Source organism: Roseibium album (genome assembly GCF_965233825.1).
GTDB classification, from domain to species: Bacteria; Pseudomonadota; Alphaproteobacteria; order Rhizobiales; family Stappiaceae; genus Roseibium; species Roseibium album.
The window spans coordinates 280,453-302,538 of sequence record NZ_OZ247583.1; the positions used below are offsets into that span (position 1 = coordinate 280,453).

Here is a 22,086-nt window from a genome sequence, read left to right on the forward strand (position 1 = left end):
CGACGCGTCAGCGGCGATCAGGTCTCTGTACACAAGTGAATGCATTGCAGCCAGCAGCTGCAATAGATATTTGCGGCGTATGAACAGGACGGTCCTGCCAAGTGCTGACAAGGCTCTTGCTTATCAATGTTCAATTTGTCTGCGGATTGGCCGCAGTGCATCGAAAACAGGAAAAAACGCGTGCAGGTTTTGGTTCGCGACAACAATGTCGATCAGGCGCTCAAGGCGCTGAAAAAAAAGATGCAACGCGAAGGCATCTTCCGGGAAATGAAACTTCGCGGCCACTTTGAAAAGCCGTCCGAAAAAAAGGCGCGTGAAAAGGCTGAAGCCGTTCGCCGCGCGCGCAAGCTGGCTCGCAAGCGGGCACAGCGTGAAGGCCTACTTCCGGGCAAGCCCGCTCGCCGCTGATCCGGCTTGAGTGTGTCTGGCGGTAAGAACCGTCTGTCCCATACAAATCTGCCGTTGGCCGACCGAAATACGGTCGGCTTTTTGGCGTTTTCGGAAAGATAGTTCTGGACATGCGCCGGCAGAAAAAAAAGCAGCCACATTACCGCCCTATTGGAGGCAGATGAACGGCATGTTCAAACGCTTGACTGTTAGAGAGCATATGTGCCGCATGCGCAAATTTCTGCCCCACGCGACCCTGCTCAGCCTTGCAACTTTGCTGGCTGCCTGCAACACGTCCGGCGTCTATGAGGACGTTCCGGTCAACAAGTCGGCCGGTTCGTCCACCAATATTGCCTCCCTCTCGGCAGTGATTGATTCCAATCCGTCCGACGCGACCGCCTACAGCACGCGCGGTATCGCCTATGGCCAGGCCGGCAAGCTCGATCTCGCGGTCGAGGATTTCAACCGCGCCCTGCAGCTCAATCCGCAGTCCTATCAGACCTACGCGAACCGGGCTCTCGTCTTTCGGCGGCAGGGGCAGAATGATCTCGCGGTCTCCGACTATACGCGCGCAATCAACATCAAACCGGACTATGACGTTGCCTATGTCGGCCGCGGAAACATCTACCGCCAGCAGGGCAACTACAATGCGGCCCTCGCTGACTTCAACTCGGTGATCGCACGCGACAGCAGTGACGCACGCGCTTTCTACAACCGTGGACTGATCTATCAGGCGCAAAAACAGGACAACCTGGCTATCGAGGATTTTGCGACCGCGATCGGTCTGAACCCGAAAGCCGCCGCACCCTATATCGCCCGCGGTATTTCGTATCTTGCCGTCAATGACCCCACCGCTGCCTTTTCAGATCTTTCGATGGCTGTGAACCTTGACAGGGAATCGTCTGTTGCATGGGCAAATCGCGGCCTCGCACTTGAACTGCTTGGCAAGCCCAAGGACGCCCGCCGCAACTATTCCCGCGCCATGTCGCTGGACAATGCCAACAAGATCGCGCGTGAAGGTCTTGGCCGGGTCGGCCAGGGGTAATGGCCGCTGCATAGCTGCAGACCAGGCCCCATGGCCGCCTGATCCAGGTCAACGCGGCGGAACCGCAATCATCTATCATGTGAACCTTCCAGCATCATTTTGAAGCCATTGGAAGGTAGGACATGAAATCCCTTCTGATATTGGACGGCCACCCGGATCCGGCAGACAGACACCTTTGTCACGCGCTCGCCTGCGCATATGGCAAAGGCGCCAGCGATGCAGGGCACCGAACGACGCTCATTCGTATCGCGGATATCGACTTTCCCATTCTGCGAACGCCATCGGACTTCACCAGTCAGCCCAGCCCGCAGGCGCTTGGCCCAGCGCACGATGCGTTGATCGAGGCGGATCACCTGGTTCTGATCTACCCGCTTTGGCTGGGAAGCCTTCCGGCCTACACCAAGGGCTTTTTGGAACAGCTCCTCCACTATGACACTGCATTTGAGCGCTCGGAAAGCGACAGGTGGCCCAAAGGCAAGATGCGCGGCAAATCCGCCCGCATCGTGTTGACCGCTGGTATGCCTGCCCTCGCCTATAACATCTGGTATCGCGCCCACAGCCTGAAGAACCTGAAGCGGAATATTCTCGGGTTTGTCGGTTTCAAACCGGTCAAGTCGACTGTGCTCGGCATGGTCGAACACGCAGACGACGATCAAATCAATCGATGGTTGGCGAAAATGGAAAGCCTGGGACAAGGGGCAAACTGAAACCAGTGTCCGGGAGGCATTCTTCAGAACGGGCAGATTGCGCGAAACGTCGTGCGTTCACCGCCGGTCGGATGGTGCAGCTCCAGGCTCTCCGCATGAAGCGCCAGTCGCTCCGACGCGACCAGGGCCTTCCCTTCGGCATAAAACCTGTCACCAATGATCGGATGCCCCAAGGACAGCATATGCACACGCAGCTGGTGTGAACGTCCCGTGTGCGGAAAAAGATGCACACGCGTTGTTCGCTCCCTGCGCTCAAGCACCTGCCAGCGGGTGAGTGCGGATTTCCCGTTCTCCATACTCACCATCTGCTTGGGCCGGTTCGGCCAATCACAGATCAGGGGCAAATCCACCTCGCCGGTATCTTCCTTCAGATGACCCCAGACGTCTGCAATATAGGTCTTTCGGGTCATGCGCCGTTCGAACTGCAGCCCCAGATGACGGAGAGCCCTAGCGTGCATCGCCAGGATCATGACGCCGGACGTATCCATGTCGAGACGGTGAACGATTCGCGCAGTTCGATAGGTTTCCTGCGCCCGGCGCTCAATACAATCGGAATGTTCCGGAGCCTTGCCCGGAACACTCAGCAGCCCACTGGGCTTGTTGAGAACAAGCAGATCGTCATCCGTATGTAGAACCGACAGAAACGGCATCTTCGGAGGATCGTAAACGAACGTTTCGGGCGCAGCTGCAGACATGAATTGCCTATTGTGCCTTCCGGTCAAAACGAAAGGCGCGGTGAGGGACCGCGCCATTCCCGGAAATCCGGGCACTCGACAACCTGAAGATCCGTCAAGGATCAGACAGTCAGGATTGCCAGTATGCCAGTCAGGACAAAAACCGCGGTGGGCGGGATCCAGCCGGAATCACCTATGGCAAGGCCGATTGCGGAGGCGACAAAGGTCGCGATAAGCATCAACCAGCCAAAGACGAAGGCAGCCGTGCCACCGAAACCGAAGAGGATGAGGCACAACACAATGTTCAAGACGGCAATCGTGCCGACTTTGGAGAAGTTTATGAAGCCTTCATAAGTCCTCTCGTGAGCGTCGTAGTCCATTGCGGGTGCGTTTTCGTCAGACATAAAGTCCCCCAGGAAAAATCACGGTCGGCTGTCTTCATACAATAAACACTTCGGGTTCGGCAATGACGGCAAGCGCATATTCGGATCGATTAAACGCGACTTTTTGGCCTATGCAAGGCTCGTGCATCGGTTCCAAAGGTTTTTGCTGGTTAAGCCGTCGTGTTCAGGCTGCGTGCGAAGCTCCCGAAAGTCCGGCCGACCGAAGCACTTCCTCCTGCCGTCGGCGAACGGTCTCTGCTTCGAAACCCTCGATCTGCTCATTGAACAGCTGAAAGAAATTCAGCTGGGCCCGCAGATGCAGAAAGACGCCGCCAAGACCAATTGCCGCACGGTCCATAAAGACAAATTCCTGCGGGACGGTGACCGGCCCGAGCTGTTTCAGCGCGGAATGCACCTTGAAAGCCTCCTTGCGACCATACTCGGCGGCCGACACTCCGTCGGCAATTGAACGCACACGGTCGCTCAGCAAGGGACCGTAAATGAACCGCGCCCAGATGTTGAGCACATCGACAACATCCTTCTGGAGGTTCTTGAACCCCCATCGTTCGTAGGCCGAAATAACACGGTCGTTGTCTTCCTCCAGAAGCCCGCGATAGAGATCGACCACACCCTGGACAAAGGCATCGGGAAACACGCGGATGCAGCCATAATCGAGAAGATTGATGCCTGCAGGGCTGCCTTCCTGTTCGAACACCGTGTAATTGCCCAAATGGGGGTCGCCGTGAATCACCCCGAAATGGCTGAACGGGTGCCACCAGGCATGGAACATGGTCTTTGCCAGAAGATTGCGTTCTTCCTGGCTGTGTTCCTTGTATTCAAGAAGCGGTTTGCCGGTGAGCCAGCCCATCGTCAGCAATCGTCGGGTCGACAATTCGTCAACGACGCTCGGCACCCGGACCTGATCGTAGTCGGAGAGAATGTCCTGATACATCGCTATATGCGCTGCTTCGCGCGCGTAATCGAGTTCCTCGCGCACCCTTGCGCTGATTTCCTTGGCAATTTCCCGCGTGTCGATGGCTGGGCTCATCCGCCTGTGCAGGGAAAACAGCATCTGAAGCTGTTTCAGGTCGGCTTCAACGGCGGACGCCATGTCCGGATATTGCAGCTTGCACGCCAGCACACGGCCGTCATGGGCCGTTGCCCGGTGCACCTGACCAAGCGAAGCGGCAGCCGCCGGCTCGCGGCCAAATTCTGCAAACCGTCCTTGCCATTCGGCTCCAAGTTCTGCACGCATCCGACGCTTGACAAAAGACCAGCCCATCGGTGGTGCGCTTGCCTGCAGTTTGGCAAGTTCGGTTGTGTATTCCGGCGGCAAGGCATCCGGAATCGTTGACAAAAGCTGTGCGACCTTCATCAACGGGCCCTTGAGCCCACCCAGGGCTTCCGCGAGCTCTGCCGCATTTTTTGCATTGTCTAGGTTCATGCCGAAAAACCGGGCGCCGGCAAACTTGGCGGCAATACCGCCCATATTTGTTCCCACCTTGGCATAACGTCCCATTCGGGCGCTGAACCGATTGCTCTCACGGTCTTTGGACTGCGCCATCTGGCACGCTTCTCCTATCGGCAGGTTCCACAGCTGCACTCCAGCCGGAACTCAATATCTCATCAGATATGGATTACGGCAAAGAAATCCAGTTGGACCAGCAGACAAAACGTCACCCGGCCCGGTTAAACCTGCTCAAGCTGCATTGCGATTTCATCTCGCGCGGCAACAAGCCCCTTGTAGGTCAGCTGGTCGTTGTCCAGTGCCAGAAGCTGTTTTCTCAGGCTTGAAGCAATCAGCGTCCGGTCTTCCTGCCGGGAGAGAACCGCAAGCGGATCGTGGTGGATCTTGATTGTAAACAGGATATCGCCGCTCCGGGGAAGCCTGCGCAAGGTTTGCCGCTCAACACGCAGGAACAGCCTGGCGAAGGAATTCGCGCTGACCTTGAAGGCAATTCGCTCCGGCTGTGGATGATGCAATTCACCATCCGGATAGATTGACCAGTTGAAGCGGCACAGCAACTGGCCCGGCTTCAGGTTTTCAAACAGGCGCGCAACCACCTGCCCCATGCGCGATTGGTTAAAGCCGGGAACGCCCTCATGGATCCCCGTCATCGACAGTCCGAACTTTTCAGACAGCCGCCAGGAAGAAGGAAAGCAAAGAGACGCAGCGACCATCCTGTACCCCTCCGGACCCGGCCGCATGATCACCAGATCTTCCTGAACCAGTTTCGATGCCGTCAGAAGATCCTGCGCTTCACCGAGTGCGATCCGCCGCGCCGTGGACGTCAGATGCACGTTTCCGGAATTGAAAGAATGCGTTGCTTCGTGAAAGCGCCTCAGGTTCTCAACCACAAGCTCAAACACTTCGCCTTGTGCCGCAGCGGTGTTGTCCTCTGCTCTGAACACAGCCGGAAGGTTCGCGGCGAAGAGCCGCTCCTTTTCTTCCAGATGGGCGCAAAGCAAAGCGTCAGGCTCAAGCCAGCTTGCTTCGGCGACCGGCCTCAGGCCGACCGTGAAAGGCTGCGTCGTGCCGTCATACGGCCTGTGACGAAAGGGAGCTGAGGCAGGCGATCGCATACGTGTCCGGTTCGCTGGGTCAAGCCCCGTCCAGCTCTTCAAGCTCGTCAATGATGCGTTCGATCACCGACAGGCCCTTTTTCCAGAAATCCGGGTCGGATGCGCTGAGGCCGAAGGGGGTGAGAAGCTCGGAATGGTGTTTGGTACCACCCGCTTTCAGCAGGTCGAAGTACTTTTCCTGAAATCCCGTCTCGGCATCCTCATAAACTGCAAACAGCGAATTCACCAGACAGTCTCCAAACGCATAGGCGTAGACATAGAAAGGCGAATGTATGAAATGCGGGATATAGGTCCAGAAGGACTCGTATCCCTCGTTCAGCTTGATGGCCGGTCCGAGACTTTCTCCCTGGACAGACATCCAGAGCTCACCGATCTTGTCGGACGTCAGTTCGCCGTTCCGCCGCTCCGTGTGAACCTTTCGCTCGAACGAATAGAACGCGATCTGGCGAACGACGGTGTTGATCATGTCCTCGGCCTTTGACGCCAGCATGATCTTGCGTGTCTGCGGGTTGTCCGCCTTTGCCAGTAGGGACTTGAAGGTCAGCATTTCACCGAAAACACTTGCCGTTTCAGCAAGCGTCAGCGGCGTCGGCGCCATCAGCGTGCCGTTATGGCCGGCAAGAACCTGGTGTACGCCATGGCCGAGCTCATGCGCGAGCGTCATGACGTCCCGGATTTTGCCCTGATAGTTGACGAGAACATAGGGATGGGCGCTCGGAACCGTCGGATGCGCGAACGCGCCTGGTGCCTTGCCGGACCGCGCAGGCGCATCGATCCAGCCCTTATCGAAGAACCTGCCCGCGATCTCGGACATTTCCGGAGAAAAGGCATCATACGCGGACAGAACCGTCTGCCGGGCCTCGTCCCAGGAAATAACCCTGGTATCAGCATCCGGAAGTGGAGCATTGCGGTCCCAGCAGTTGAGCTGTTCCACTCCGAGCCAGTTGGCCTTCAGACGGTAATATCGATGCGAGAGCCGGGGATAGGCGTCACGTACGGCAGCGACAAGGGCATCGACGACGTCCCGCTCGACACGGTTCGCCAGGTGGCGGCTATCGGCGATATCCTTGAAATTCCGCCAACGGTCCGAAATTTCCTTGTCCTTGGCCAGCGTATTGGTAATCAGAGCGAACGTCCGCAGATTTTCCGAAAACGTTTCGTTCAATGCGGCGAATGCCTTGCCACGGTTGTCAGCCGACGGATCGACGAGAAGATTGAGGGTTGGCTCGATCGCCAGTTTTTCTCCGTCAACCTCGAATGTCAGCGATGCCATCGTTTCGTCGAACAGCCGGTTCCAGGCGTTGCTTCCCGTCACTGATTTTTCGTGAAACAGCTGCTCGACGCGATCCTCGAGCTGGTAGGGTTTGCCCTTGCGCAGATCTTCTATCCAGGGCCGGTAATGCGCCAGTTGCCCGTCCTCTAGCGCTGCCTCCACAATAGCGTCGTCGACCGTGTTCAGTTCCAGCGTGAAGAACAGGAGATGCGAACTGGCCGTCGTGATCTGTTCCTGGACATCGCCGTAGAATTTCTGTGCTGACGGGTCGATTGTATTTCCGGCGTAAACCAGACCCGCAAACGAAATCAGTCTGCCCATGAGGTCTTCCAGATCCTCATAAGCACGGATCGAGGTCACCAGGGCCGGAACATTGTCCTGCGCCATCTCCGCAAGGCGGCCTTTGTAAGAAGCCTCGAATGTCTTTGCCCGTTCCAGGCTTTCCTGAAGATCCTGCGCGACCTCCGGCGCATCCATCGACGGATAAAGATCAGTCAGATCCCATTCAGGCAAGGCTCCGAGATCACCGGACGCAGCTGACTGGGGTGCATGCACTGGATGCGGAAGGGGCATTTTTCACTCCGGTAAGAAACCGCTCCGGCCGGAGCGGGGAATTGTCTGTTCTCAGATTAGTAGGACGGGCAACCACAATGGCGCAATTCTGAATACTGATTTTTTTACGAATGCTTGGACGATTTATTTACCCGATTGCGACCATAATGGTTCGAAACGAGACAAATCGAAGTGAACTGATCCGACCCATGCAAGCATCAAGCGGAAAAATTCTCATCGTCGACGACGATCCGATCCAGCGCAGGCTCCTGGAAGAGGCTGTGAAAAAATTCGGGTATCGCTCGAAGACGGCGGAAAACGGCGTTGAAGCCATGCGGGTCATGAGTGGTCCGGAAGCCAGCGAGATCGACCTGATCATTCTGGACATGGTCATGCCGGAACTCGACGGCCTGGGCGTCCTGGAGCAGCTGCGCGGTAACAAGAACGCCACACCGGTGATCGTCCAGACGGGACATGGCGGGATCGACACGGTCGTCAGCGTCATGAACGCGGGCGCACAGGACTTCGTGGTCAAACCTGTTGCCCCCGAGCGCCTCAATGTGTCCATCAGAAATCTGCTGAAAACTTCCGCTCTTGAAGACGAAATCACAAGGTTCCGGAAACAGGCGTCAGGGACCCTGACCTTTGCCGACATCATCACCCATTCCGCAGCGATGGAGCGTGTGATCAGTCTTGGCAAAAGGGCAGCGGCCTCCAACATCCCCATTCTGATCGAGGGGGAAAGCGGCGTCGGCAAGGAAATGATCGCAAGCGCCATTCAGGGATCCAGCGATCGAAGGTCCAAGCCGCTGGTCGCCGTCAACTGCGGTGCTATCCCGGAAAACCTCGTGGAATCCATTTTGTTTGGGCACGAAAAGGGAGCCTTTACGGGCGCTGTCGACAAGCATGTCGGCAAGTTCCAGGAAGCGCACGGCGGCACCTTGTTTCTGGACGAGGTCGGCGAGTTGCCGCAGGACGTCCAGGTGAAACTCCTGCGTGCGATCCAGGAAAACGAAATCGATCCGATTGGGGGCAGAAGACCCGTGAAGGTGGATTTCCGTCTGATATCGGCGACCAATCGGCGCCTGATAGACCAGGTAAAGGAAGGTGTTTTCAGGGAAGACCTTTACTACCGTTTGAACGTGTTTCCGATCTGGATCCCGCCCTTGCGCGACCGGCGCGAGGACATTCCGGCCCTGACGCGGCACTTCCTCGCACGCTTTGCCGCGGAAGAGGGAAAACCCCATGTTGCAGGTGTTGCTGCGGACACCCTTGCGATGCTGCAGGACTACCACTGGCCCGGGAACATCCGCCAGCTTGAGAACGCTGTCTTCAGGGCAGTGGTCCTGTGTGATGGCGCTCAACTGACCGCTTATGACTTTCCGCAGATTGCAGCAGCGGTGGACCAGCCGACTGTGGAACCGGTTGCACCGGTGCAACACCATCCGGCTGAGCAGGAAACACCGGCCCATTCGGCCACGGCCGATCCTGTCATGCAGGCCCGGCCCGCATCCGGAGAGCAGTCCTCGTCTTCTCCGCAATCCGGATTTGAATTCGCAGCGCCTTTCGGCTTCATGCGCAACCTCGACAGGGAGGGTCATGTCCGAAAATTGGCCGACATTGAGGAAGAACTGATTCGGGCAGCCATCAACCATTATTCCGGACGCATGACGGAAGTCGCGAAACGCCTGGGAATCGGCCGATCCACACTTTATCGAAAGCTGAAGGAATACGGTCTGGAGGACAACGACAAGAATGCCGCGGCATGATTGTTGCCGGGAATCTCGGTCACTTGTCAAAATGGACGATTTTTTGACGCATTCTGCCCTTATTCAGCCCAAAAGCAGGGTTTTTCTTGATTGCATGCGTACCGTTGCAATTCCGCCACGATTACCAAGCGAGCGGAATTAGGGTAAAAACTTCTTAACCTGCAGCGGTTAGTGTATGTCTCCTGCTGGGGAGCATGGGATGGGCGTTTGGCCCTCAAAGAACGGCGAGATAGAGATTGCGTAACCGATTTGTTGATTTCGGCGCCGTCGGTTGGCTGAAACGGGCAGCGAAGATCGTGAGTGCGTTTGTCGTCGCATTTGCCTGCGTCGCGACAGCTGCGCATGCTCAGACCCGTACGCTCAAGCTTTACAACACGCACACCAAAGAGCGTGTCTCCATCACCTTCAAGAAAAACGGCCGTTATCTGCCCGCAGGTCTGCGCGAGGCCAACCGTTTCCTGCGCGACTGGCGCAGAAATGAAATCACCAAGATGGATCCGGAACTTCTCGACCTGATCTGGGAAGTCTACCGCGAAGTGCGTGGCAAGGATCACATCTACGTCGTGTCCAGCTATCGGTCACCTGCGACCAACAACATGCTGCGAAAACGTTCCAGGGGTGTTGCCAAGAACAGCCAGCATACGCTCGGCAAGGCCATGGACTTCTACATTCCCGGCGTCAATCTGGCCAGGCTTCGGGCCACGGGTCTGCGCAAGCAGATCGGTGGTGTCGGATACTATCCGCGATCCGGTTCGCCGTTTGTGCATATGGACACGGGTCGTGTCCGCCACTGGCCGAAGATGAGCCGTTCACAGCTCGCCAAGGTCTTTCCCAGCGGCAAGACTCTCCATATCCCCTCGGACGGCAAGCCCATGAAAGGCTACAAGCTCGCACTTGCAGAATCCAAGTCGGGCAAGCGAAGCACTTCACGGCCGACCATTGTTGCCTCCAGCACCAGATCCAACTCCGGTTCCGCTACGCGGACCCCGACCACGCGCGATCAGAACCTGACGGCACCCGGCAAACCGATTTTGACATCGGCAGGCAGCGAACAGCCCGTTGAACGCAGCGGTGGTGGCAACCTCTTTGCCGGCCTGTTCGGCGGCGGCGGCAACAAGAATGAAGACCAGGCGAACCGGGCGGGCGCCGTTGGCAACAAGAACGCGACCCGGACCGCCGTGTCACCAGTCCTTAAAAATCCGCCTGTTCCGGCCCGCAAGGTTCTGGAAAGCCAGCCTGAGCCGCAAGTGACTGAACCGATTGTCGTGGCGAGTGCTTCATCCGGCACCAAACCCGTTCCCGCAGGGCCCACACCGCCTCAGTCGATTGAAACGCCGCCGGCACCCAACACGCTGGATGCGCAACGCTTCGCACTTGAAAGCGGTCAGCCCGAGCCGACCAACCAGGCGATCGATTCCCGTTTTCAGACCGCGGCAGCACCGTCCCAGAAGCCCGACACAGGTTTGAGCGAAGCAGCGAAGGTAGCGGCGGCACAGCTTGGAATCGACGGGGAACAGCCCGCGATCGGCAATCCACCGGCCGACAACGCCGTTGCAGCGATTGCAGCAGCAACAGGAACCGCACCACCCTATCCGGCACCGGCACCCCGCCCTGAGACTACATTGGCTTATGCGTCAGCGACGGCAACACCACCGGTTCTGAACCGCTCATTGCGGCCTTCTGCCTCTTCTCAGGAGAACGCAGCGGTAACACGCGCAAAAGCAACGCCTCAGGCCAGTAGAGCCCCGGTGCAACCGTCCGTTTCCGGCCGCATTCCGCGAGCCCAGATCATTGATCCCATGGCGGGGTTTGCCAGCCTGCCTGACAAGTCCGAACCGACACTTCTTTCAGGTGCGGGAACGACACGGCACCAGACATTTGCACTGTTGAGTCACCCCAACCAGCGCCGGCTGAAAAACGTGATGATGCCCGCTAACCGCTTTGTCGCTGCAAGCTTCGACCAGGCGCCTTACGGCTCGCTCAGAACAGACCGTTTCGAGGGGCCTGCGATTGTCGTGCTGCCGGTCCGTTACGCGCGGTAAAGATTGCTGCTTGGGCTGGTCTGACCAGACAAGAAAAGAGCGGCTCTCTGGCCGCTCTTTTTTATTTCACAATGTAGAAAAATCAGCTCTCGGGATCAGCCGGCCCCGCCATGCCAAGAGCATGGAGATAGAGGTCGAGAACAGCCTCTTCCTCTTCACGTTCATGCGGCTGTTTCTTGCGCAGTGATACCACCTTGCGCAGGATTTTTACGTCATAGCCATTACCCTTGGCTTCCGCATAGACGTCCTTGATGTCGTCGGCGATCACCTTTTTTTCTTCTTCCAAACGCTCAACGCGTTCAATGAATGCCCGCAGCTGATCGGCTGCAACTCCACCAGGATCGGACATGGAATAAGGTCTCCTTTTTTCTTTCTATTCGTCGATCATTGACCAGCACCGGATGATATCTGCCCCATCCGGATACCTTTCAATTCAAATCACCGCTGATCGGATCCGTACGTTCTGCACATGACGAACGGTCCGCGCATCTCAGTGTTGCGGCTTGTTCTTTTCAAAGGCCGCCTTTTGGGCGTCGGACGCATCAGTCTGGTACTTGTCTTTCCATTCGCCGTAGGGCATCCCGTAGACGATTTCACGGGCATCAGCCTTCTCGAGGGAGAGACCTTTTTCCTCCGCAGCATCCTGATACCAGTTCGAAAGGCAGTTACGGCAAAAACCCGCAAGGTTCATCATGTCGATGTTCTGGACATCGGTGCGGTTGCGCAGATGGTCGACGAGGCGCCTGAAAACGGCCGCTTCCAATTCCTGCTTCGTATTATCGTCCATTGCAACGAACTCCTTCCGTCTCAACCATCACCATTCAGGTAATGTCGTTGCGGGATTTGAAAAATGTCACTTTCCGGCAATCGGTTTGTCCGGCGATACCCAGCAAGATCGGCTCCAGCCTACCGGCCCATTCCATTTGCCCGCCCTCTTCTGCGATCAGATCCTGCCGCAATTCAAGCAAGACATGAGCCAGCCCGCGCTGCGTTGCATGCCGATACATCGTGTCGTTTTTGAGAGCCCCGTCATAAGGTTCATTGTCGCCGACGACGAGATCACCCTGGTCTCTCAGTCCGGTCAGCATCGGTTCGATCGCTCTCGGATCGCTGTCCCACAAAACAGTCGCGTGCCAGGGCCGCGGGAGACCGCGCCACACAGGCGTAAAGCTGTGGATCGACACGAGGACAGGCGGCGCCGAAGTCTGCATCATGGCATCGATCGTCCGGTCGATCAGGTCATGATACGGCTTGTGGAACTGATTTATGCGGTAGGCCCGTTCTTCGCCGTCAACCGTGACGTTTCCGGGAACAACCGCACCGTCCGACAGGCGCATGATCAGTGTCGGATCGTCTTCTCCGCGGTTCGGATCGATCAACAGACGTGAATAGGTTGTCAGGCAGGCAGGTGCATTGAGGCGCCTTGCGAGTTCAAGCGTGACCGCCCTTGCACCGATATCGTAACCGATATGGCGCCGGAACTGCTCGGGCGCGACGCCCAGGCTCCCGTAGTCGGGCGGCACTGCATTGCAGGCATGATCGCACAGGAGCAGAATTCCGGAATTCAGGTCGCCGTTCACATATTCGGTCGGTTGGAAAATTTCACCGGCCATTGCTGCAGTCTGTGTCATGTCACGCTTCGTGGAAATTTCTCAGGCGCTGAATGCGCAGGCGCACAGGTTTACGTCAATCTGGCGGAAGAACCAAGCCTGAAAGCGCAAAACCTGCAAGTCCTTGCGGTTCGATTCGATGTCCGTCGCGAAAATGCACACAGCTCTGGAAAACTCTGTGAATTCAGGAGCCTTGAGGGTCGCAAAGCATCATGAGTATACGCTTTATTGACGGCTAACATCTATCAGCGAGGAAACCGCCATGTTCCCGCCCCAATTCTGGCCACATAGGTGTCGTTATCGTTCTTGCGGGCAGAATTAATTGAACGGTTTCCGGGAACGCGGTTGGGTGAGTGTCTGCACTTAAACCTGTTAACGACGTTGACAATACCCTGTTGTCGACGCAAAAAGCGAATGTCAGTAAAGCAGCAAAGTGAACGACTGCATATGTTTGAGGTTGGGGAACGGCACCAAGGATGGTCTCGGGTACGCATCGGCGCGCCTATGAGGACAGTTGTCGCCGGTTGCCTCGCATTGCTGTTTTCCTCAATTACCAGCGACGACGCAAAAGCCGATCTCAGGCTTTGCAACAAGACGGACAGTCAGGTCGGCGTAGCCATCGGCTACAAGGACAAGGCGGACTGGGTTACCGAGGGCTGGTGGAACCTTGCCTCCAATTCGTGCGAGACTCTGGTTCCGGGCGCCCTCGTGTCACGCTATTATTACATCTACGCAGTTGACTACGATCAGTTTGGCGAATGGGGTGGCCGGGCCTTCATGTGTACCCGGGAAAAAGAATTCACGATTCGCGGAATTGAGGACTGTGTAGCTCGCGGTTTTGAGCGGACAGGCTTTTTTGAAATCGACACGGGAGAGCAAAGCAGCTGGACGGTTCAGCTGACTGAACCCGTGCAACAAGGGACAGGTGGGCGATGAGGCGAAACCGGCGAGTTAAAATTCTAGCAACTCTCGGACCCTCTTCCACAGAACAAGACATCATTGAAAACCTGTATCGCTCCGGTGCGGACGTCTTCCGCATCAACATGAGCCATACAGACCATGATCGTTTGAAACTGCTCGTAGAGCGCATTCGTTCTGTTGAAGGTAAAGTTGGGCGACCGATCGGCATTCTTGCCGATCTGCAGGGCCCGAAACTGCGTGTCGGAACATTTTCCGGCGGGCCGGTGATTTTGGAAAATGGAGCGACTTTCACGCTTGACGCCGACACGTCAGGCGGCGACGTCAATCGTGTTCATCTTCCGCATCCGGAAATCCTCCAGGCATTGGAGCCAGGTCACCGGTTGCTGCTGGACGATGGCAAGGTCCAGCTGAATGTGATCGAGGCAAGCGATACAAAAGCTGTTACCGAAGTCATTGTCGGCGGCAAGCTGTCCGATCGCAAGGGAGTCAGCGTGCCGGATTCGGAAATCGCGACCAGCGCGATGACGGAGAAGGATCACAAGGACCTGATTGCAGCGCTCGAACAGGGAGTCGACTGGGTCGCACTTTCCTTTGTGCAGCGCCCGGATGACCTGGCCGAAGTACGCAAGATCACCCGTGGCCGGGCAGGTGTACTGGCCAAGATCGAAAAGCCGCAGGCGATCGGCCGCCTCGACGAAATCATAGAGCTCTCCGACGCAATCATGGTCGCGCGCGGTGACCTGGGCGTGGAAATGCCGCTGGAACATGTTCCCGGACTGCAAAAGCGCATCACACGCGCCTGTCGGCGCGCAGGCAAGCCGGTCGTGATCGCGACACAGATGCTGGAATCGATGATTTCCGCACCTGTCCCGACACGCGCGGAAGTCTCCGATGTAGCGACCGCGGTGTTTGAAGGCGCCGATGCGGTCATGCTGTCGGCTGAATCGGCTGCGGGCGACTTCCCGATCGAAGCTGTCTCCACGATGGACAAGATTGCGCATCAGGTCGAGCAGGACAGCAATTACCGCACGATCATCGACGCCCAGCGTGCTGAACCGGAAGCGACGGGTGCTGACGCGATTTCAGCGGCTGCCCGCCAAATTGCCGAGACACTCAATCTTGCTGCCGTCGTCTGCTACACCACGTCGGGTGCAACCGGTCTGCGAGCGTCTCGCGAGCGTCCATCTTCACCTGTGATTGTTCTCTCGCCGGTTCTGGCAACCGCACGCCGGCTGTCTCTCGGATGGGGGCTCCATTGCGTTGTCAGTGAAGATGCCTCAAACGAGGAAGACATGATTGACCGTGCCTGCCGCATTTCCTTTTCCGAAGGATTTGCAAAGCCCGGCCAGCGGGTGATCGTCACTGCCGGTGTACCCTTTGGCACGCCAGGGTCGACAAACATGTTGCGGATAGCATTTGTCGGCAACGACGGTCAGGGCGGCATTTGACGATCTAATCGTTTGAAAGGTCTGGGCAGAGGTGCGAACCACTGCTCAGATTTTAACAACCGGGTCGCAACTGCGCCGCTCAGCTGACGGCACTTCTTCCTTACCTTCGATCTTGTGAACCAGCCGCTCGATGCCCTTCACAATCATGTCCGTATGCGTGTGGTGCGGCATGTGACCGGCATGGTCGAGGCACATCAATTGCGCTTGCGGCAGGTCCCGCAGCAGCCCCTCGCAGTGAATTGAAGGCCAGACGACCGTATCCTCCGTTCCGGTAACCACAAGAGACGGCTGATTTATCTCGCAATACCGGTTCGACTGATCTGCCACAGCCGCATTCAGATGCACGATCTGATTCGCGTTGGCACGAAAGGACGCAGGTCGGAACAACAAGGGCAGCCGGATCTCCGCGTCATAGTTTCCGGGCGGCTGGTCGGGTAGAAACACGTTTGTCATGGCTGCGGGAGCCAGCAGGTTGCCGATCGGAAGTGTGAAGGTCCAGCAAAAGGCGGGACCGATCAATGGCCACGAAGCAACGGAATAATACCAGTTGACCCCGCCTGGCCACGGGTGGCTGACAGGAGCAAGAAAAACAAGCCCCTTGACCCGCTTCGGAGCGCAGAGCCCGAGCGCTGCCGTGACAGAACCGGCAAACGAATGTCCCACGACGATCGACTTTTCGATTTCCAGTCTTTCCAGGAGTGTGGCGATGACATGTGCCTGACCGGATGGCAAATCGTGTATCCCTGATTTTCCACCTGAAAACCCAAGACCCGGGCGATCGACGAATAGCAGGCTGTATTTGCCTTTGAGAGTCTCCAGAAAGGCGAGACGCATGTCGTAGGCATTGCCGCTGGCACCGTGGAGAAACACGAGTGTGGGCGTGTGGAGGTCTTCCTCGCCGACAGGAATAAAATGATAGTGGATGCGGACACCATCGATTTCCGCAAAAGCCCCATCAGGTTTTATCTGGAAATTCATTCTGCGCAGCCGGAAAAGGGTATAGCCGAAGGCCGCAAGCGGAAGAACGCAAAGCAAGAAGATAATTGTCACCATAGCGCGGACATAGCATCCGCGCCCGGACATTCAAGACACTATGGTTCAATGATGTTCAGGCCGGCGCGCCTTCTGCTTTCTTTTCCAAGTCTTCAATCGCCTCAACGGCGTTTTCAAGGCCGGGATTGACTTCCAGCGCTCGCTTGAAGGTTCGCAGGGCCTCGGTATCAAAACCCAGTCGTCGCTGGATGATCGCAAGTCCTGAAAGCGCGCCCCAGTGACGCGGTTCAAGCGCAAGCGTGCGTTCGATGTCCACGAGCGACTTTCCGAATTCCTCACGCATGTAGTGCACGGTCGCCCGGCGGTTCCAGCCTTCTGCATATGAGGGTTTGAGAACAACAACCACATCAAGGAGATCAAGCGCAAGCGCATGATCCTCACCCTGGATCGCCTTGCCTGCACGCGACATCAGAATATCGACTGTGTCGCTTCCAGATTGCATCCAGATCATCTGGATCTCACGCGCCGTGCGTTCCGCCGCCGACGGTTCGTCGGCTACGGCAAGATCCTCAAACAGCTCGTCCAGACGCGACTGCTCGTCCTCCGGATCGGCTTCCTCGACGACAACCTGGCCGCCCGCGTCCGGCAGAACCTCCGGCAACGGATTGAAGTCTTCTGCAGACGGAGGTTCGACCTCCGGTCCGAGATCAGGAACAGGTTGCGCCCCGGCAAGGACGGGCGTCAGGAAAATCAGAAGGGTAAACACAAAAATCCGCATCCAACGATTATGGGTCGTTGAATGCGGCGGTCAATCCGGGAATTTGACACTTCTTCGTGCGCAACGCCGTTTAACGGCGCAAAGCCAACATCAATGGTCGACTAACCACTTCGCATTGAAGGATTTTTCTGCATCCCTCAGCGCAACGCACAGCAGCAGGGTCAGCCCTGACGTGCCTTGAAACGCGGGTTTTTCTTGTTGATGATGAACACACGGCCTTTGCGGCGAACCATGCGGTTGTCGCGATGGCGGTTCATCAGTGCTTTGAGCGAATTCTTGATCTTCATGTCACTGTCCCCCCGTGAGGGCCCTGTTACTTTAAACCAAATGAGCGCCTGAGGCGCTCACGTTCAATGGCTGATCCCAAAGCTGCTGCAGTTCCTGCGCCAGTCATTTGATCAGCCTGCGCATCTTGAAACGATCAATCAGCGCAACAATGGTGGGCGTGACAGGGATTGAACCTGTGACCCCTTCGATGTCAACGAAGTGCTCTCCCGCTGAGCTACACGCCCGAAATTTTCGGCATCCCGGCGCCGCCGCGCCGTGGTGGAGTGCGATATAACGGGGATCGCCAGTCAGTGCAACCCCCCTTTTTCACCGAACCGTCAAAATTTCCCCAGTCCGGTCAGATGCTTTTGACCACGGACCATCAGGCCGCCAGCATACGCTCCACTTCCTGAACGAGATCCTTCAGATGGAAGGGTTTCGACAGAACCTTGGCATCCTTGGGAGCGTCGGATTCGGGGTTTAGCGCAACCGCCGCGAAACCCGTTATGAACATGACCTTCAGGTCAGGATCCAGTTCCGTCGCCCGTCGCGCCAGTTCGATACCATCCATCTCCGGCATGACAATATCAGTCAGTAGCAGAGAAAACGGCTCTTCGCGCAATCGCTCATAAGCGCTTCTGCCATTGTCGAACGAGACGACATCATGCCCGGCATTTTCAAGGGCTTTCGCCAGAAAGCGGCGCATATCGTTATCATCTTCAGCAAGCAGGATACGCGACATCGTAGAAAACCATTCCTCATTTTTCGGTTAGGCGGCGTCGGGTCACACCTTTTGCCGGTTATAGCTCGAATTCCACAGAATGATAGGGAGAATTGGTTCTTCAGAGCTTTTGATCGAGTGACTGTGGACTGCGTGTTGATTCCTTGGCACCATAGGCGAAGGTTTTCAGAAACCGTTGGAGAGGCCTGGCCCAGAAGTCAAACAAGCGGGATAAACAATTTGACGGAAGAAACACAGCCCACATTCAATTCGCCCTTCGAAGTCGACTTTAACGGCTTACCTGCATTTGAAGTTCTGTGCCCCGCCGATCAACGGGTTCCCTTCGTTTTCAACTCACCACATTCGGGACGTCAGTATTCGCAACACTTTCTGGCATCATCCCGCCTCAACGAAAGCTCCATAAGGCGCTCGGAAGACGCGTTCGTCGATGATCTGTTTGCTCATGTCGTTCCGCTTGGTGCACCGCTTCTCAGGGCACATTTTCCACGCGCATATCTCGACGTGAACCGGGAACCTTACGAGCTTGATCCGAAAATGTTCGATGGCAGGTTGCCAACCTACGCCAATGTCCGGTCGATACGGGTCGCCGGTGGACTGGGCACGGTCGCGCGCATTGTCAGCGAAAACCACGAGATCTACCGACACAGGCTGCCGGTCGAGGAAGCGCTCGGCAGGATCGAGGAAATCTACAAGCCTTACCACTCGACACTGCGCCGTCTCCTGGCACAGACCCACGTCACCTTCGGCTACGCGGTCCTGATCGATTGTCATTCAATGCCGTCGAGCGTGAAATGTCAGACGACCGATTCTCGCCCCGATTTCATTCTAGGCGATCGATACGGAACAAGCTGTAATGGTGAATTGACAGAATATGCCTGCACGATCCTGCGCAACATGGGATACAGCGTAAGCCGTAACAAGCCCTATGCGGGCGGCTTCATTACAGAGCATTACGGTCGGCCTGCCAGTGGCCTGCATGCGTTGCAAATCGAGATCAACCGCGGCCTCTACATGGATGAAGGCTCCCACGAGCCGTCTGCGGGATTTGAAGACCTTTTCCGCAATCTCGGTGAATTTGCAAAGGAATTGATTGCCATGCCGGACGCCGCGCTGCCCGCCGATTCAATAGCAGCCGAATAGCGCCTCTCCAAAAAAAGAGGCCGCACTCAAATGAGGCGGCCCGAGTCTAGGGAGGAAACGCCCAAGGAGGGCGATGCGGTACGGATACCGCACCGCAATAAAATCGCACCGCACCGCACAAAGGTCAAGCCTGAATCAGGGGCCCTCCTGTACAAACTATGGGCATTTATCGCGATATTGCCGATTCAATTTTCAGCAGAACAGGTTATACAAGCGGCACTTCGGTAATTTTCGACGTCGCCTGTTCGCGTTTAACCATGGGAAATGATGATGACCACGCCCGTTTCCGGTTCAAACGAATTCGCTCCCTTTCTGGAAAGGTTGGCTGACGCGTCTGCGAAAGCCATCATGCCCCATTTCCGCCAGGGCTTTGCGGTCGACAACAAACGGAATGAAGGTTTCGACCCTGTCACGATTGCCGACAGGAATGGCGAAACCGTCATGCGGGAATTGATCAACACTGCTTATCCGGACCACGGTATACTTGGTGAGGAACATGGAGCCGAGAATCTGGATGCGGAAAACGTCTGGGTTCTGGATCCGATCGACGGTACACGCGCTTTCATCACCGGCCTGCCGACCTGGGGAACGCTGATCGGGCTCCGCACCCTGGGAACGCCGAGCCTGGGCATGATGGTACAGCCCTATGTCGGCGAACGCTTCGCCGGTGATCGGGAACACGCCTGGTACCAGGGGCCCCTTGGACAAAAATCGTTGAAAACCCGGCCTTGCAACCGGCTCGCGGACGCGGCGATATTCACAACGACTCCAGCAATTTTCACCGCGTCGGAGCGCCATGTCTACGACCGCATCGAAGCTTCTGTCCAACTCGCGAGATACGGGACCGACTGCTACGCCTATTGCATGGTCGCCGCCGGGCAGGGCGACGCCGTCATCGAAACAGGTCTTCAGGCCTATGACATCGTCGCGCTTGTCCCGATCATCGAGGGAGCTGGTGGAGTCGTCACGACCTGGACCGGCGGATCGCCGTCAGAGGGCGGACAGATTCTTGCGACCGGAGACCCGCGCCTGCATGACATACTTCTGAAGGAACTGGCTAAACCTGTCTGACTTCTGCAGGGTCCGAAGTTTCCTTCCCGGTGTTGTGGACGGAAATCGTCGACAAGTCGGCATCTTCCAGTTCCTGAACCGCTTCCAGACCCGGGACGAAGGCATCGAATGCAGCCCAGAACTGGTCCCTGAAGACATCGCGCTCCATCATCAACTCATGTGCGGCGCCTGCAATTTCGACATAGGCCGCAGATCTTGTCCGGGCGACAAAATCCTCAATAGCCGGTGTTGAGACAATTCTGTCCTCGCCAGCCCCGAGCATCAGGCAGGGCAGCTTGATCCCGGGGCCGGCCTGTCGTCTGCGCAGCGGCATCATGGTGCGCGCCATCGCATTCAGCCAGCCGAAGGTCGGGGATCCGATACCAAGTTCCGGTGCTTTTTCGAGGACCTTGTTGAAACGGTCGAAACGGGTCTGGTCGGATGTCTGGCGATTGGTCTCGAACGGCACGAAGATCTTGCCATTGCCGCCCAGGATATAAAGCCGGCCCAGTCCGATCAGGGAGAAAATCCGAGCCAGGCCAAATCCGAATTTCTCGACGGCCGCCGACGTCTTCGGGGCTTTGGCTCTCAGCGGCGGTTTTCCCAGAAGTCCAAATGTAAGCTTGCGCAATACCCAGCGCCTTGCCGCAACAAGACCGGGAGACCAGGCTCCGGAAGGCAAACCCAACAATGGTGCGGTGATGACAGCCCTGTCGAGCATCGTGCGCAATCGCTCGGTGTCCGACAGCAGCACCAGGCCTCCGGTGGAATGCGCAAGAGCGAAATGCGGGCCGGGATAGGTCGCAAGCGAAACTTCCTTCAAAACCGTGCGCAGATCCAATCGGAATTTCTTGAAATTCGATATGTGGCCCCGACGGGGATTTCGGGTGACACGCTGGGACCCCCCTTGCCCACGCCAATCGAAGGCGACAACGTCAAATCCACGCCGGCGCAGGTCCTGGACCACTTCAAAGTATTTTTCGATAAATTCCGCGCGCCCCTGCAAAAGAGTCACGGTGCCGCGCCGCGGCCCGCCGGCCGTAGGCCAATGCGCGTAACGTATCTTTATGCCGTCCGGTGTCGTGACGAACCCGGTCTTTGTCCCGTCCGGCACCGGGTTGTCGGGAATTTCAATGAGACTCATGACCTCATTTGATAGCGGGGATCGGTCCGGGCGACAACAGACTTCAGGCCGGTCTCTGGGACCGGCCTGGAAATGAACATGATTTTCGTCGAATCACCAGCTGTGCTGCCAGAAAACTCCATGTCCGCCGTGCCCTCCGCGTCGGCCATGCCCGACCGGCCGGCTGCGAACGATATGCGCAGTGCGCGAATCGACAACAAGCTTGACCGGCATGCCCCGCCATCCGATAGCCTTGACGATGTACATGGGACCGCGGCGGTCGATGATCCTGATCCTGTGGAAACCCCGATGACGCAGGCTGCGGCGGATCTGGCGCGGGCCGAGTGAATAATGTCCGCCACCGTGGCCACCATGCCAGCCGTTGCCGCGGCGATTGCCATGCTTTTTCTTCTTGTGATGAACCTGCACGATCGGGGTGTCTTGTGATGCCTGGATCTGTTTTGCAATCGAAAGCGGTGCAGCAGACGCTGACGGAGCGAACCCGATTGTGGCCATCAGAATGGCACCTGCGATCGGCGCGGAAAGTTTTGAGGCAAATGCGGACATTTCTCGTCTCCTGATCTGACCGCCAGCGCCAT

At 57.0% G+C, this 22,086-nt stretch carries 23 protein-coding genes and 1 tRNA gene; 9 read left to right on the forward strand and 15 right to left on the reverse strand.

What is annotated here, in order from left to right; genetic code table 11:
- Window positions 1-180: 180 nt before the first annotated feature.
- The 3 genes from rpsU to ACO6TI_RS01305 all read left to right on the forward strand — a co-directional run bounded on the left by rpsU (window position 181) and on the right by ACO6TI_RS01305 (window position 2,139).
- Complete coding sequence (gene rpsU / locus ACO6TI_RS01295) at window positions 181-408, forward strand: 30S ribosomal protein S21 (RefSeq protein ID WP_029060639.1); 228 nt, start codon at window positions 181-183, stop codon at window positions 406-408.
- A gap of 208 nt (window positions 409-616) precedes the next feature.
- Complete coding sequence (locus tag ACO6TI_RS01300; protein ID WP_082442664.1) at window positions 617-1,432, forward strand: tetratricopeptide repeat protein; 816 nt, start codon at window positions 617-619, stop codon at window positions 1,430-1,432.
- Window positions 1,433-1,554: 122 nt separating this feature from the next.
- The gene (locus ACO6TI_RS01305; protein ID WP_055113968.1) at window positions 1,555-2,139 is read left to right on the forward strand and encodes an NAD(P)H-dependent oxidoreductase; all 585 of its coding nucleotides are present in this window, start codon (window positions 1,555-1,557) and stop codon (window positions 2,137-2,139) included.
- 23 nt (window positions 2,140-2,162) lie between these two features.
- On the opposite strand, the gene ACO6TI_RS01310 is transcribed toward ACO6TI_RS01305, so the two are convergent.
- The 5 genes from ACO6TI_RS01310 to ACO6TI_RS01330 form a co-directional block, all read right to left on the reverse strand.
- Window positions 2,163-2,834, reverse strand: coding sequence for a pseudouridine synthase (locus tag ACO6TI_RS01310; RefSeq protein ID WP_422384193.1), 672 nt, complete (start codon window positions 2,832-2,834; stop codon window positions 2,163-2,165).
- Between the two features lie 101 nt (window positions 2,835-2,935).
- Entirely contained in the window at window positions 2,936-3,217 is a 282-nt protein-coding gene (locus tag ACO6TI_RS01315; RefSeq protein ID WP_055113970.1) for an aa3-type cytochrome c oxidase subunit IV, read from the reverse strand.
- 163 nt (window positions 3,218-3,380) lie between these two features.
- Window positions 3,381-4,760, reverse strand: a complete 1,380-nt coding sequence (locus ACO6TI_RS01320) for an ABC1 kinase family protein (protein ID WP_055114328.1) — start codon at window positions 4,758-4,760, stop codon at window positions 3,381-3,383.
- A gap of 125 nt (window positions 4,761-4,885) precedes the next feature.
- Window positions 4,886-5,779 carry a heme-dependent oxidative N-demethylase family protein gene (locus ACO6TI_RS01325; protein ID WP_422384194.1) on the reverse strand — a complete coding sequence of 298 codons (894 nt, stop codon included), beginning with the start codon at window positions 5,777-5,779 and terminating at the stop codon, window positions 4,886-4,888.
- 19 nt (window positions 5,780-5,798) lie between these two features.
- A complete protein-coding gene (locus ACO6TI_RS01330) occupies window positions 5,799-7,625 on the reverse strand; it encodes a M3 family oligoendopeptidase (RefSeq protein WP_055113974.1) in 1,827 nt (608 codons plus the stop codon).
- Between the two features lie 188 nt (window positions 7,626-7,813).
- On the opposite strand from ACO6TI_RS01330, the gene ACO6TI_RS01335 reads away from it, so the two are divergent.
- Window positions 7,814-9,373: a sigma-54-dependent transcriptional regulator gene (locus tag ACO6TI_RS01335; protein WP_104701291.1), complete on the forward strand. Its 1,560-nt coding sequence runs from the start codon at window positions 7,814-7,816 to the stop codon at window positions 9,371-9,373.
- Window positions 9,374-9,669: 296 nt separating this feature from the next.
- Window positions 9,670-11,415, forward strand: coding sequence for a DUF882 domain-containing protein (locus tag ACO6TI_RS01340; protein ID WP_422385283.1), 1,746 nt, complete (start codon window positions 9,670-9,672; stop codon window positions 11,413-11,415).
- Between the two features lie 82 nt (window positions 11,416-11,497).
- Here ACO6TI_RS01340 and ACO6TI_RS01345 read toward each other — a convergent pair whose 3' ends face one another.
- The 3 genes from ACO6TI_RS01345 to ACO6TI_RS01355 all read right to left on the reverse strand — a co-directional run bounded on the left by ACO6TI_RS01345 (window position 11,498) and on the right by ACO6TI_RS01355 (window position 13,046).
- Window positions 11,498-11,764, reverse strand: a complete 267-nt coding sequence (locus tag ACO6TI_RS01345) for a DUF2312 domain-containing protein (protein ID WP_055113976.1) — start codon at window positions 11,762-11,764, stop codon at window positions 11,498-11,500.
- Between the two features lie 141 nt (window positions 11,765-11,905).
- Window positions 11,906-12,202: a DUF1244 domain-containing protein gene (locus ACO6TI_RS01350; RefSeq protein WP_029060649.1), complete on the reverse strand. Its 297-nt coding sequence runs from the start codon at window positions 12,200-12,202 to the stop codon at window positions 11,906-11,908.
- A 34-nt stretch (window positions 12,203-12,236) separates the two neighbouring features.
- Window positions 12,237-13,046: an N-formylglutamate amidohydrolase gene (locus ACO6TI_RS01355; protein WP_282047055.1), complete on the reverse strand. Its 810-nt coding sequence runs from the start codon at window positions 13,044-13,046 to the stop codon at window positions 12,237-12,239.
- 483 nt (window positions 13,047-13,529) lie between these two features.
- On the opposite strand from ACO6TI_RS01355, the gene ACO6TI_RS01360 reads away from it, so the two are divergent.
- Together ACO6TI_RS01360 and pyk are read left to right on the forward strand one after the other, a co-directional pair.
- Complete coding sequence (locus ACO6TI_RS01360) at window positions 13,530-13,961, forward strand: DUF1036 domain-containing protein (RefSeq protein WP_055113980.1); 432 nt, start codon at window positions 13,530-13,532, stop codon at window positions 13,959-13,961.
- Complete coding sequence (pyk, locus tag ACO6TI_RS01365) at window positions 13,958-15,394, forward strand: pyruvate kinase (RefSeq protein ID WP_029060652.1); 1,437 nt, start codon at window positions 13,958-13,960, stop codon at window positions 15,392-15,394. The genes ACO6TI_RS01360 and pyk overlap by 4 nt, the downstream gene beginning before the upstream one ends.
- A gap of 45 nt (window positions 15,395-15,439) precedes the next feature.
- Here the strand turns inward: pyk and ACO6TI_RS01370 are convergent, their stop codons facing one another.
- From ACO6TI_RS01370 to cpdR, 5 genes are all read right to left on the reverse strand, one after another.
- Window positions 15,440-16,372 (reverse strand): alpha/beta fold hydrolase, encoded by a 933-nt coding sequence (locus tag ACO6TI_RS01370; RefSeq protein ID WP_422384195.1) that lies wholly within the window; start codon window positions 16,370-16,372, stop codon window positions 15,440-15,442.
- A gap of 130 nt (window positions 16,373-16,502) precedes the next feature.
- Window positions 16,503-17,153: a tetratricopeptide repeat protein gene (locus ACO6TI_RS01375; protein WP_209003413.1), complete on the reverse strand. Its 651-nt coding sequence runs from the start codon at window positions 17,151-17,153 to the stop codon at window positions 16,503-16,505.
- 173 nt (window positions 17,154-17,326) lie between these two features.
- On the reverse strand, window positions 17,327-17,452 hold the full coding sequence (gene ykgO / locus ACO6TI_RS01380; protein ID WP_029060654.1) for a type B 50S ribosomal protein L36: 126 nt from the start codon (window positions 17,450-17,452) through the stop codon (window positions 17,327-17,329).
- A gap of 150 nt (window positions 17,453-17,602) precedes the next feature.
- Window positions 17,603-17,677 (reverse strand) — tRNA-Val (locus ACO6TI_RS01385).
- Between the two features lie 137 nt (window positions 17,678-17,814).
- Window positions 17,815-18,174, reverse strand: coding sequence for a cell cycle two-component system response regulator CpdR (cpdR, locus tag ACO6TI_RS01390; protein ID WP_029060655.1), 360 nt, complete (start codon window positions 18,172-18,174; stop codon window positions 17,815-17,817).
- 294 nt (window positions 18,175-18,468) lie between these two features.
- Between cpdR and ACO6TI_RS01395 the strand changes: the two genes are divergently transcribed.
- On the forward strand, window positions 18,469-19,314 hold the full coding sequence (locus ACO6TI_RS01395; RefSeq protein ID WP_055114334.1) for an N-formylglutamate amidohydrolase: 846 nt from the start codon (window positions 18,469-18,471) through the stop codon (window positions 19,312-19,314).
- A 264-nt stretch (window positions 19,315-19,578) separates the two neighbouring features.
- Entirely contained in the window at window positions 19,579-20,385 is an 807-nt protein-coding gene (gene hisN, locus ACO6TI_RS01400) for a histidinol-phosphatase (protein ID WP_422384196.1), read from the forward strand.
- Here the strand turns inward: hisN and ACO6TI_RS01405 are convergent.
- Together ACO6TI_RS01405 and ACO6TI_RS01410 are read right to left on the reverse strand one after the other, a co-directional pair.
- Window positions 20,372-21,508 (reverse strand): alpha/beta fold hydrolase, encoded by a 1,137-nt coding sequence (locus tag ACO6TI_RS01405; RefSeq protein WP_082442667.1) that lies wholly within the window; start codon window positions 21,506-21,508, stop codon window positions 20,372-20,374. The two genes, hisN and ACO6TI_RS01405, sit on opposite strands and share 14 nt — an antisense overlap.
- Before the next feature lie 93 nt (window positions 21,509-21,601).
- Window positions 21,602-22,054 carry a hypothetical protein gene (locus ACO6TI_RS01410; RefSeq protein WP_422384197.1) on the reverse strand — a complete coding sequence of 151 codons (453 nt, stop codon included), beginning with the start codon at window positions 22,052-22,054 and terminating at the stop codon, window positions 21,602-21,604.
- Window positions 22,055-22,086 lie beyond the last annotated feature (32 nt).

Excerpts from the sequence above, each read along its gene's own strand:
- ACO6TI_RS01300 (WP_082442664.1), top strand. The coding sequence starts at position 617 with ATGCGCAAATTTCTGCCCCACGCGACCCTGCTCAGCCTTGCAACTTTG.
- ACO6TI_RS01305 (WP_055113968.1), top strand. The coding sequence starts at position 1,555 with ATGAAATCCCTTCTGATATTGGACGGCCACCCGGATCCGGCAGACAGA.
- ACO6TI_RS01310 (WP_422384193.1), bottom strand. The coding sequence starts at position 2,834 with ATGTCTGCAGCTGCGCCCGAAACGTTCGTTTACGATCCTCCGAAGATG.
- ACO6TI_RS01315 (WP_055113970.1), bottom strand. The coding sequence starts at position 3,217 with ATGTCTGACGAAAACGCACCCGCAATGGACTACGACGCTCACGAGAGG.
- ACO6TI_RS01320 (WP_055114328.1), bottom strand. The coding sequence starts at position 4,760 with ATGGCGCAGTCCAAAGACCGTGAGAGCAATCGGTTCAGCGCCCGAATG.
- ACO6TI_RS01325 (WP_422384194.1), bottom strand. The coding sequence starts at position 5,779 with ATGCGATCGCCTGCCTCAGCTCCCTTTCGTCACAGGCCGTATGACGGC.
- ACO6TI_RS01330 (WP_055113974.1), bottom strand. The coding sequence starts at position 7,625 with ATGCCCCTTCCGCATCCAGTGCATGCACCCCAGTCAGCTGCGTCCGGT.
- ACO6TI_RS01335 (WP_104701291.1), top strand. The coding sequence starts at position 7,814 with ATGCAAGCATCAAGCGGAAAAATTCTCATCGTCGACGACGATCCGATC.
- ACO6TI_RS01345 (WP_055113976.1), bottom strand. The coding sequence starts at position 11,764 with ATGTCCGATCCTGGTGGAGTTGCAGCCGATCAGCTGCGGGCATTCATT.
- ACO6TI_RS01350 (WP_029060649.1), bottom strand. The coding sequence starts at position 12,202 with ATGGACGATAATACGAAGCAGGAATTGGAAGCGGCCGTTTTCAGGCGC.
- ACO6TI_RS01355 (WP_282047055.1), bottom strand. The coding sequence starts at position 13,046 with ATGACACAGACTGCAGCAATGGCCGGTGAAATTTTCCAACCGACCGAA.
- ACO6TI_RS01360 (WP_055113980.1), top strand. The coding sequence starts at position 13,530 with ATGAGGACAGTTGTCGCCGGTTGCCTCGCATTGCTGTTTTCCTCAATT.
- pyk (WP_029060652.1), top strand. The coding sequence starts at position 13,958 with ATGAGGCGAAACCGGCGAGTTAAAATTCTAGCAACTCTCGGACCCTCT.
- ACO6TI_RS01370 (WP_422384195.1), bottom strand. The coding sequence starts at position 16,372 with ATGAATTTCCAGATAAAACCTGATGGGGCTTTTGCGGAAATCGATGGT.
- ykgO (WP_029060654.1), bottom strand. The coding sequence starts at position 17,452 with ATGAAGATCAAGAATTCGCTCAAAGCACTGATGAACCGCCATCGCGAC.
- cpdR (WP_029060655.1), bottom strand. The coding sequence starts at position 18,174 with ATGTCGCGTATCCTGCTTGCTGAAGATGATAACGATATGCGCCGCTTT.
- hisN (WP_422384196.1), top strand. The coding sequence starts at position 19,579 with ATGATGATGACCACGCCCGTTTCCGGTTCAAACGAATTCGCTCCCTTT.
- ACO6TI_RS01405 (WP_082442667.1), bottom strand. The coding sequence starts at position 21,508 with ATGAGTCTCATTGAAATTCCCGACAACCCGGTGCCGGACGGGACAAAG.
- ACO6TI_RS01410 (WP_422384197.1), bottom strand. The coding sequence starts at position 22,054 with ATGTCCGCATTTGCCTCAAAACTTTCCGCGCCGATCGCAGGTGCCATT.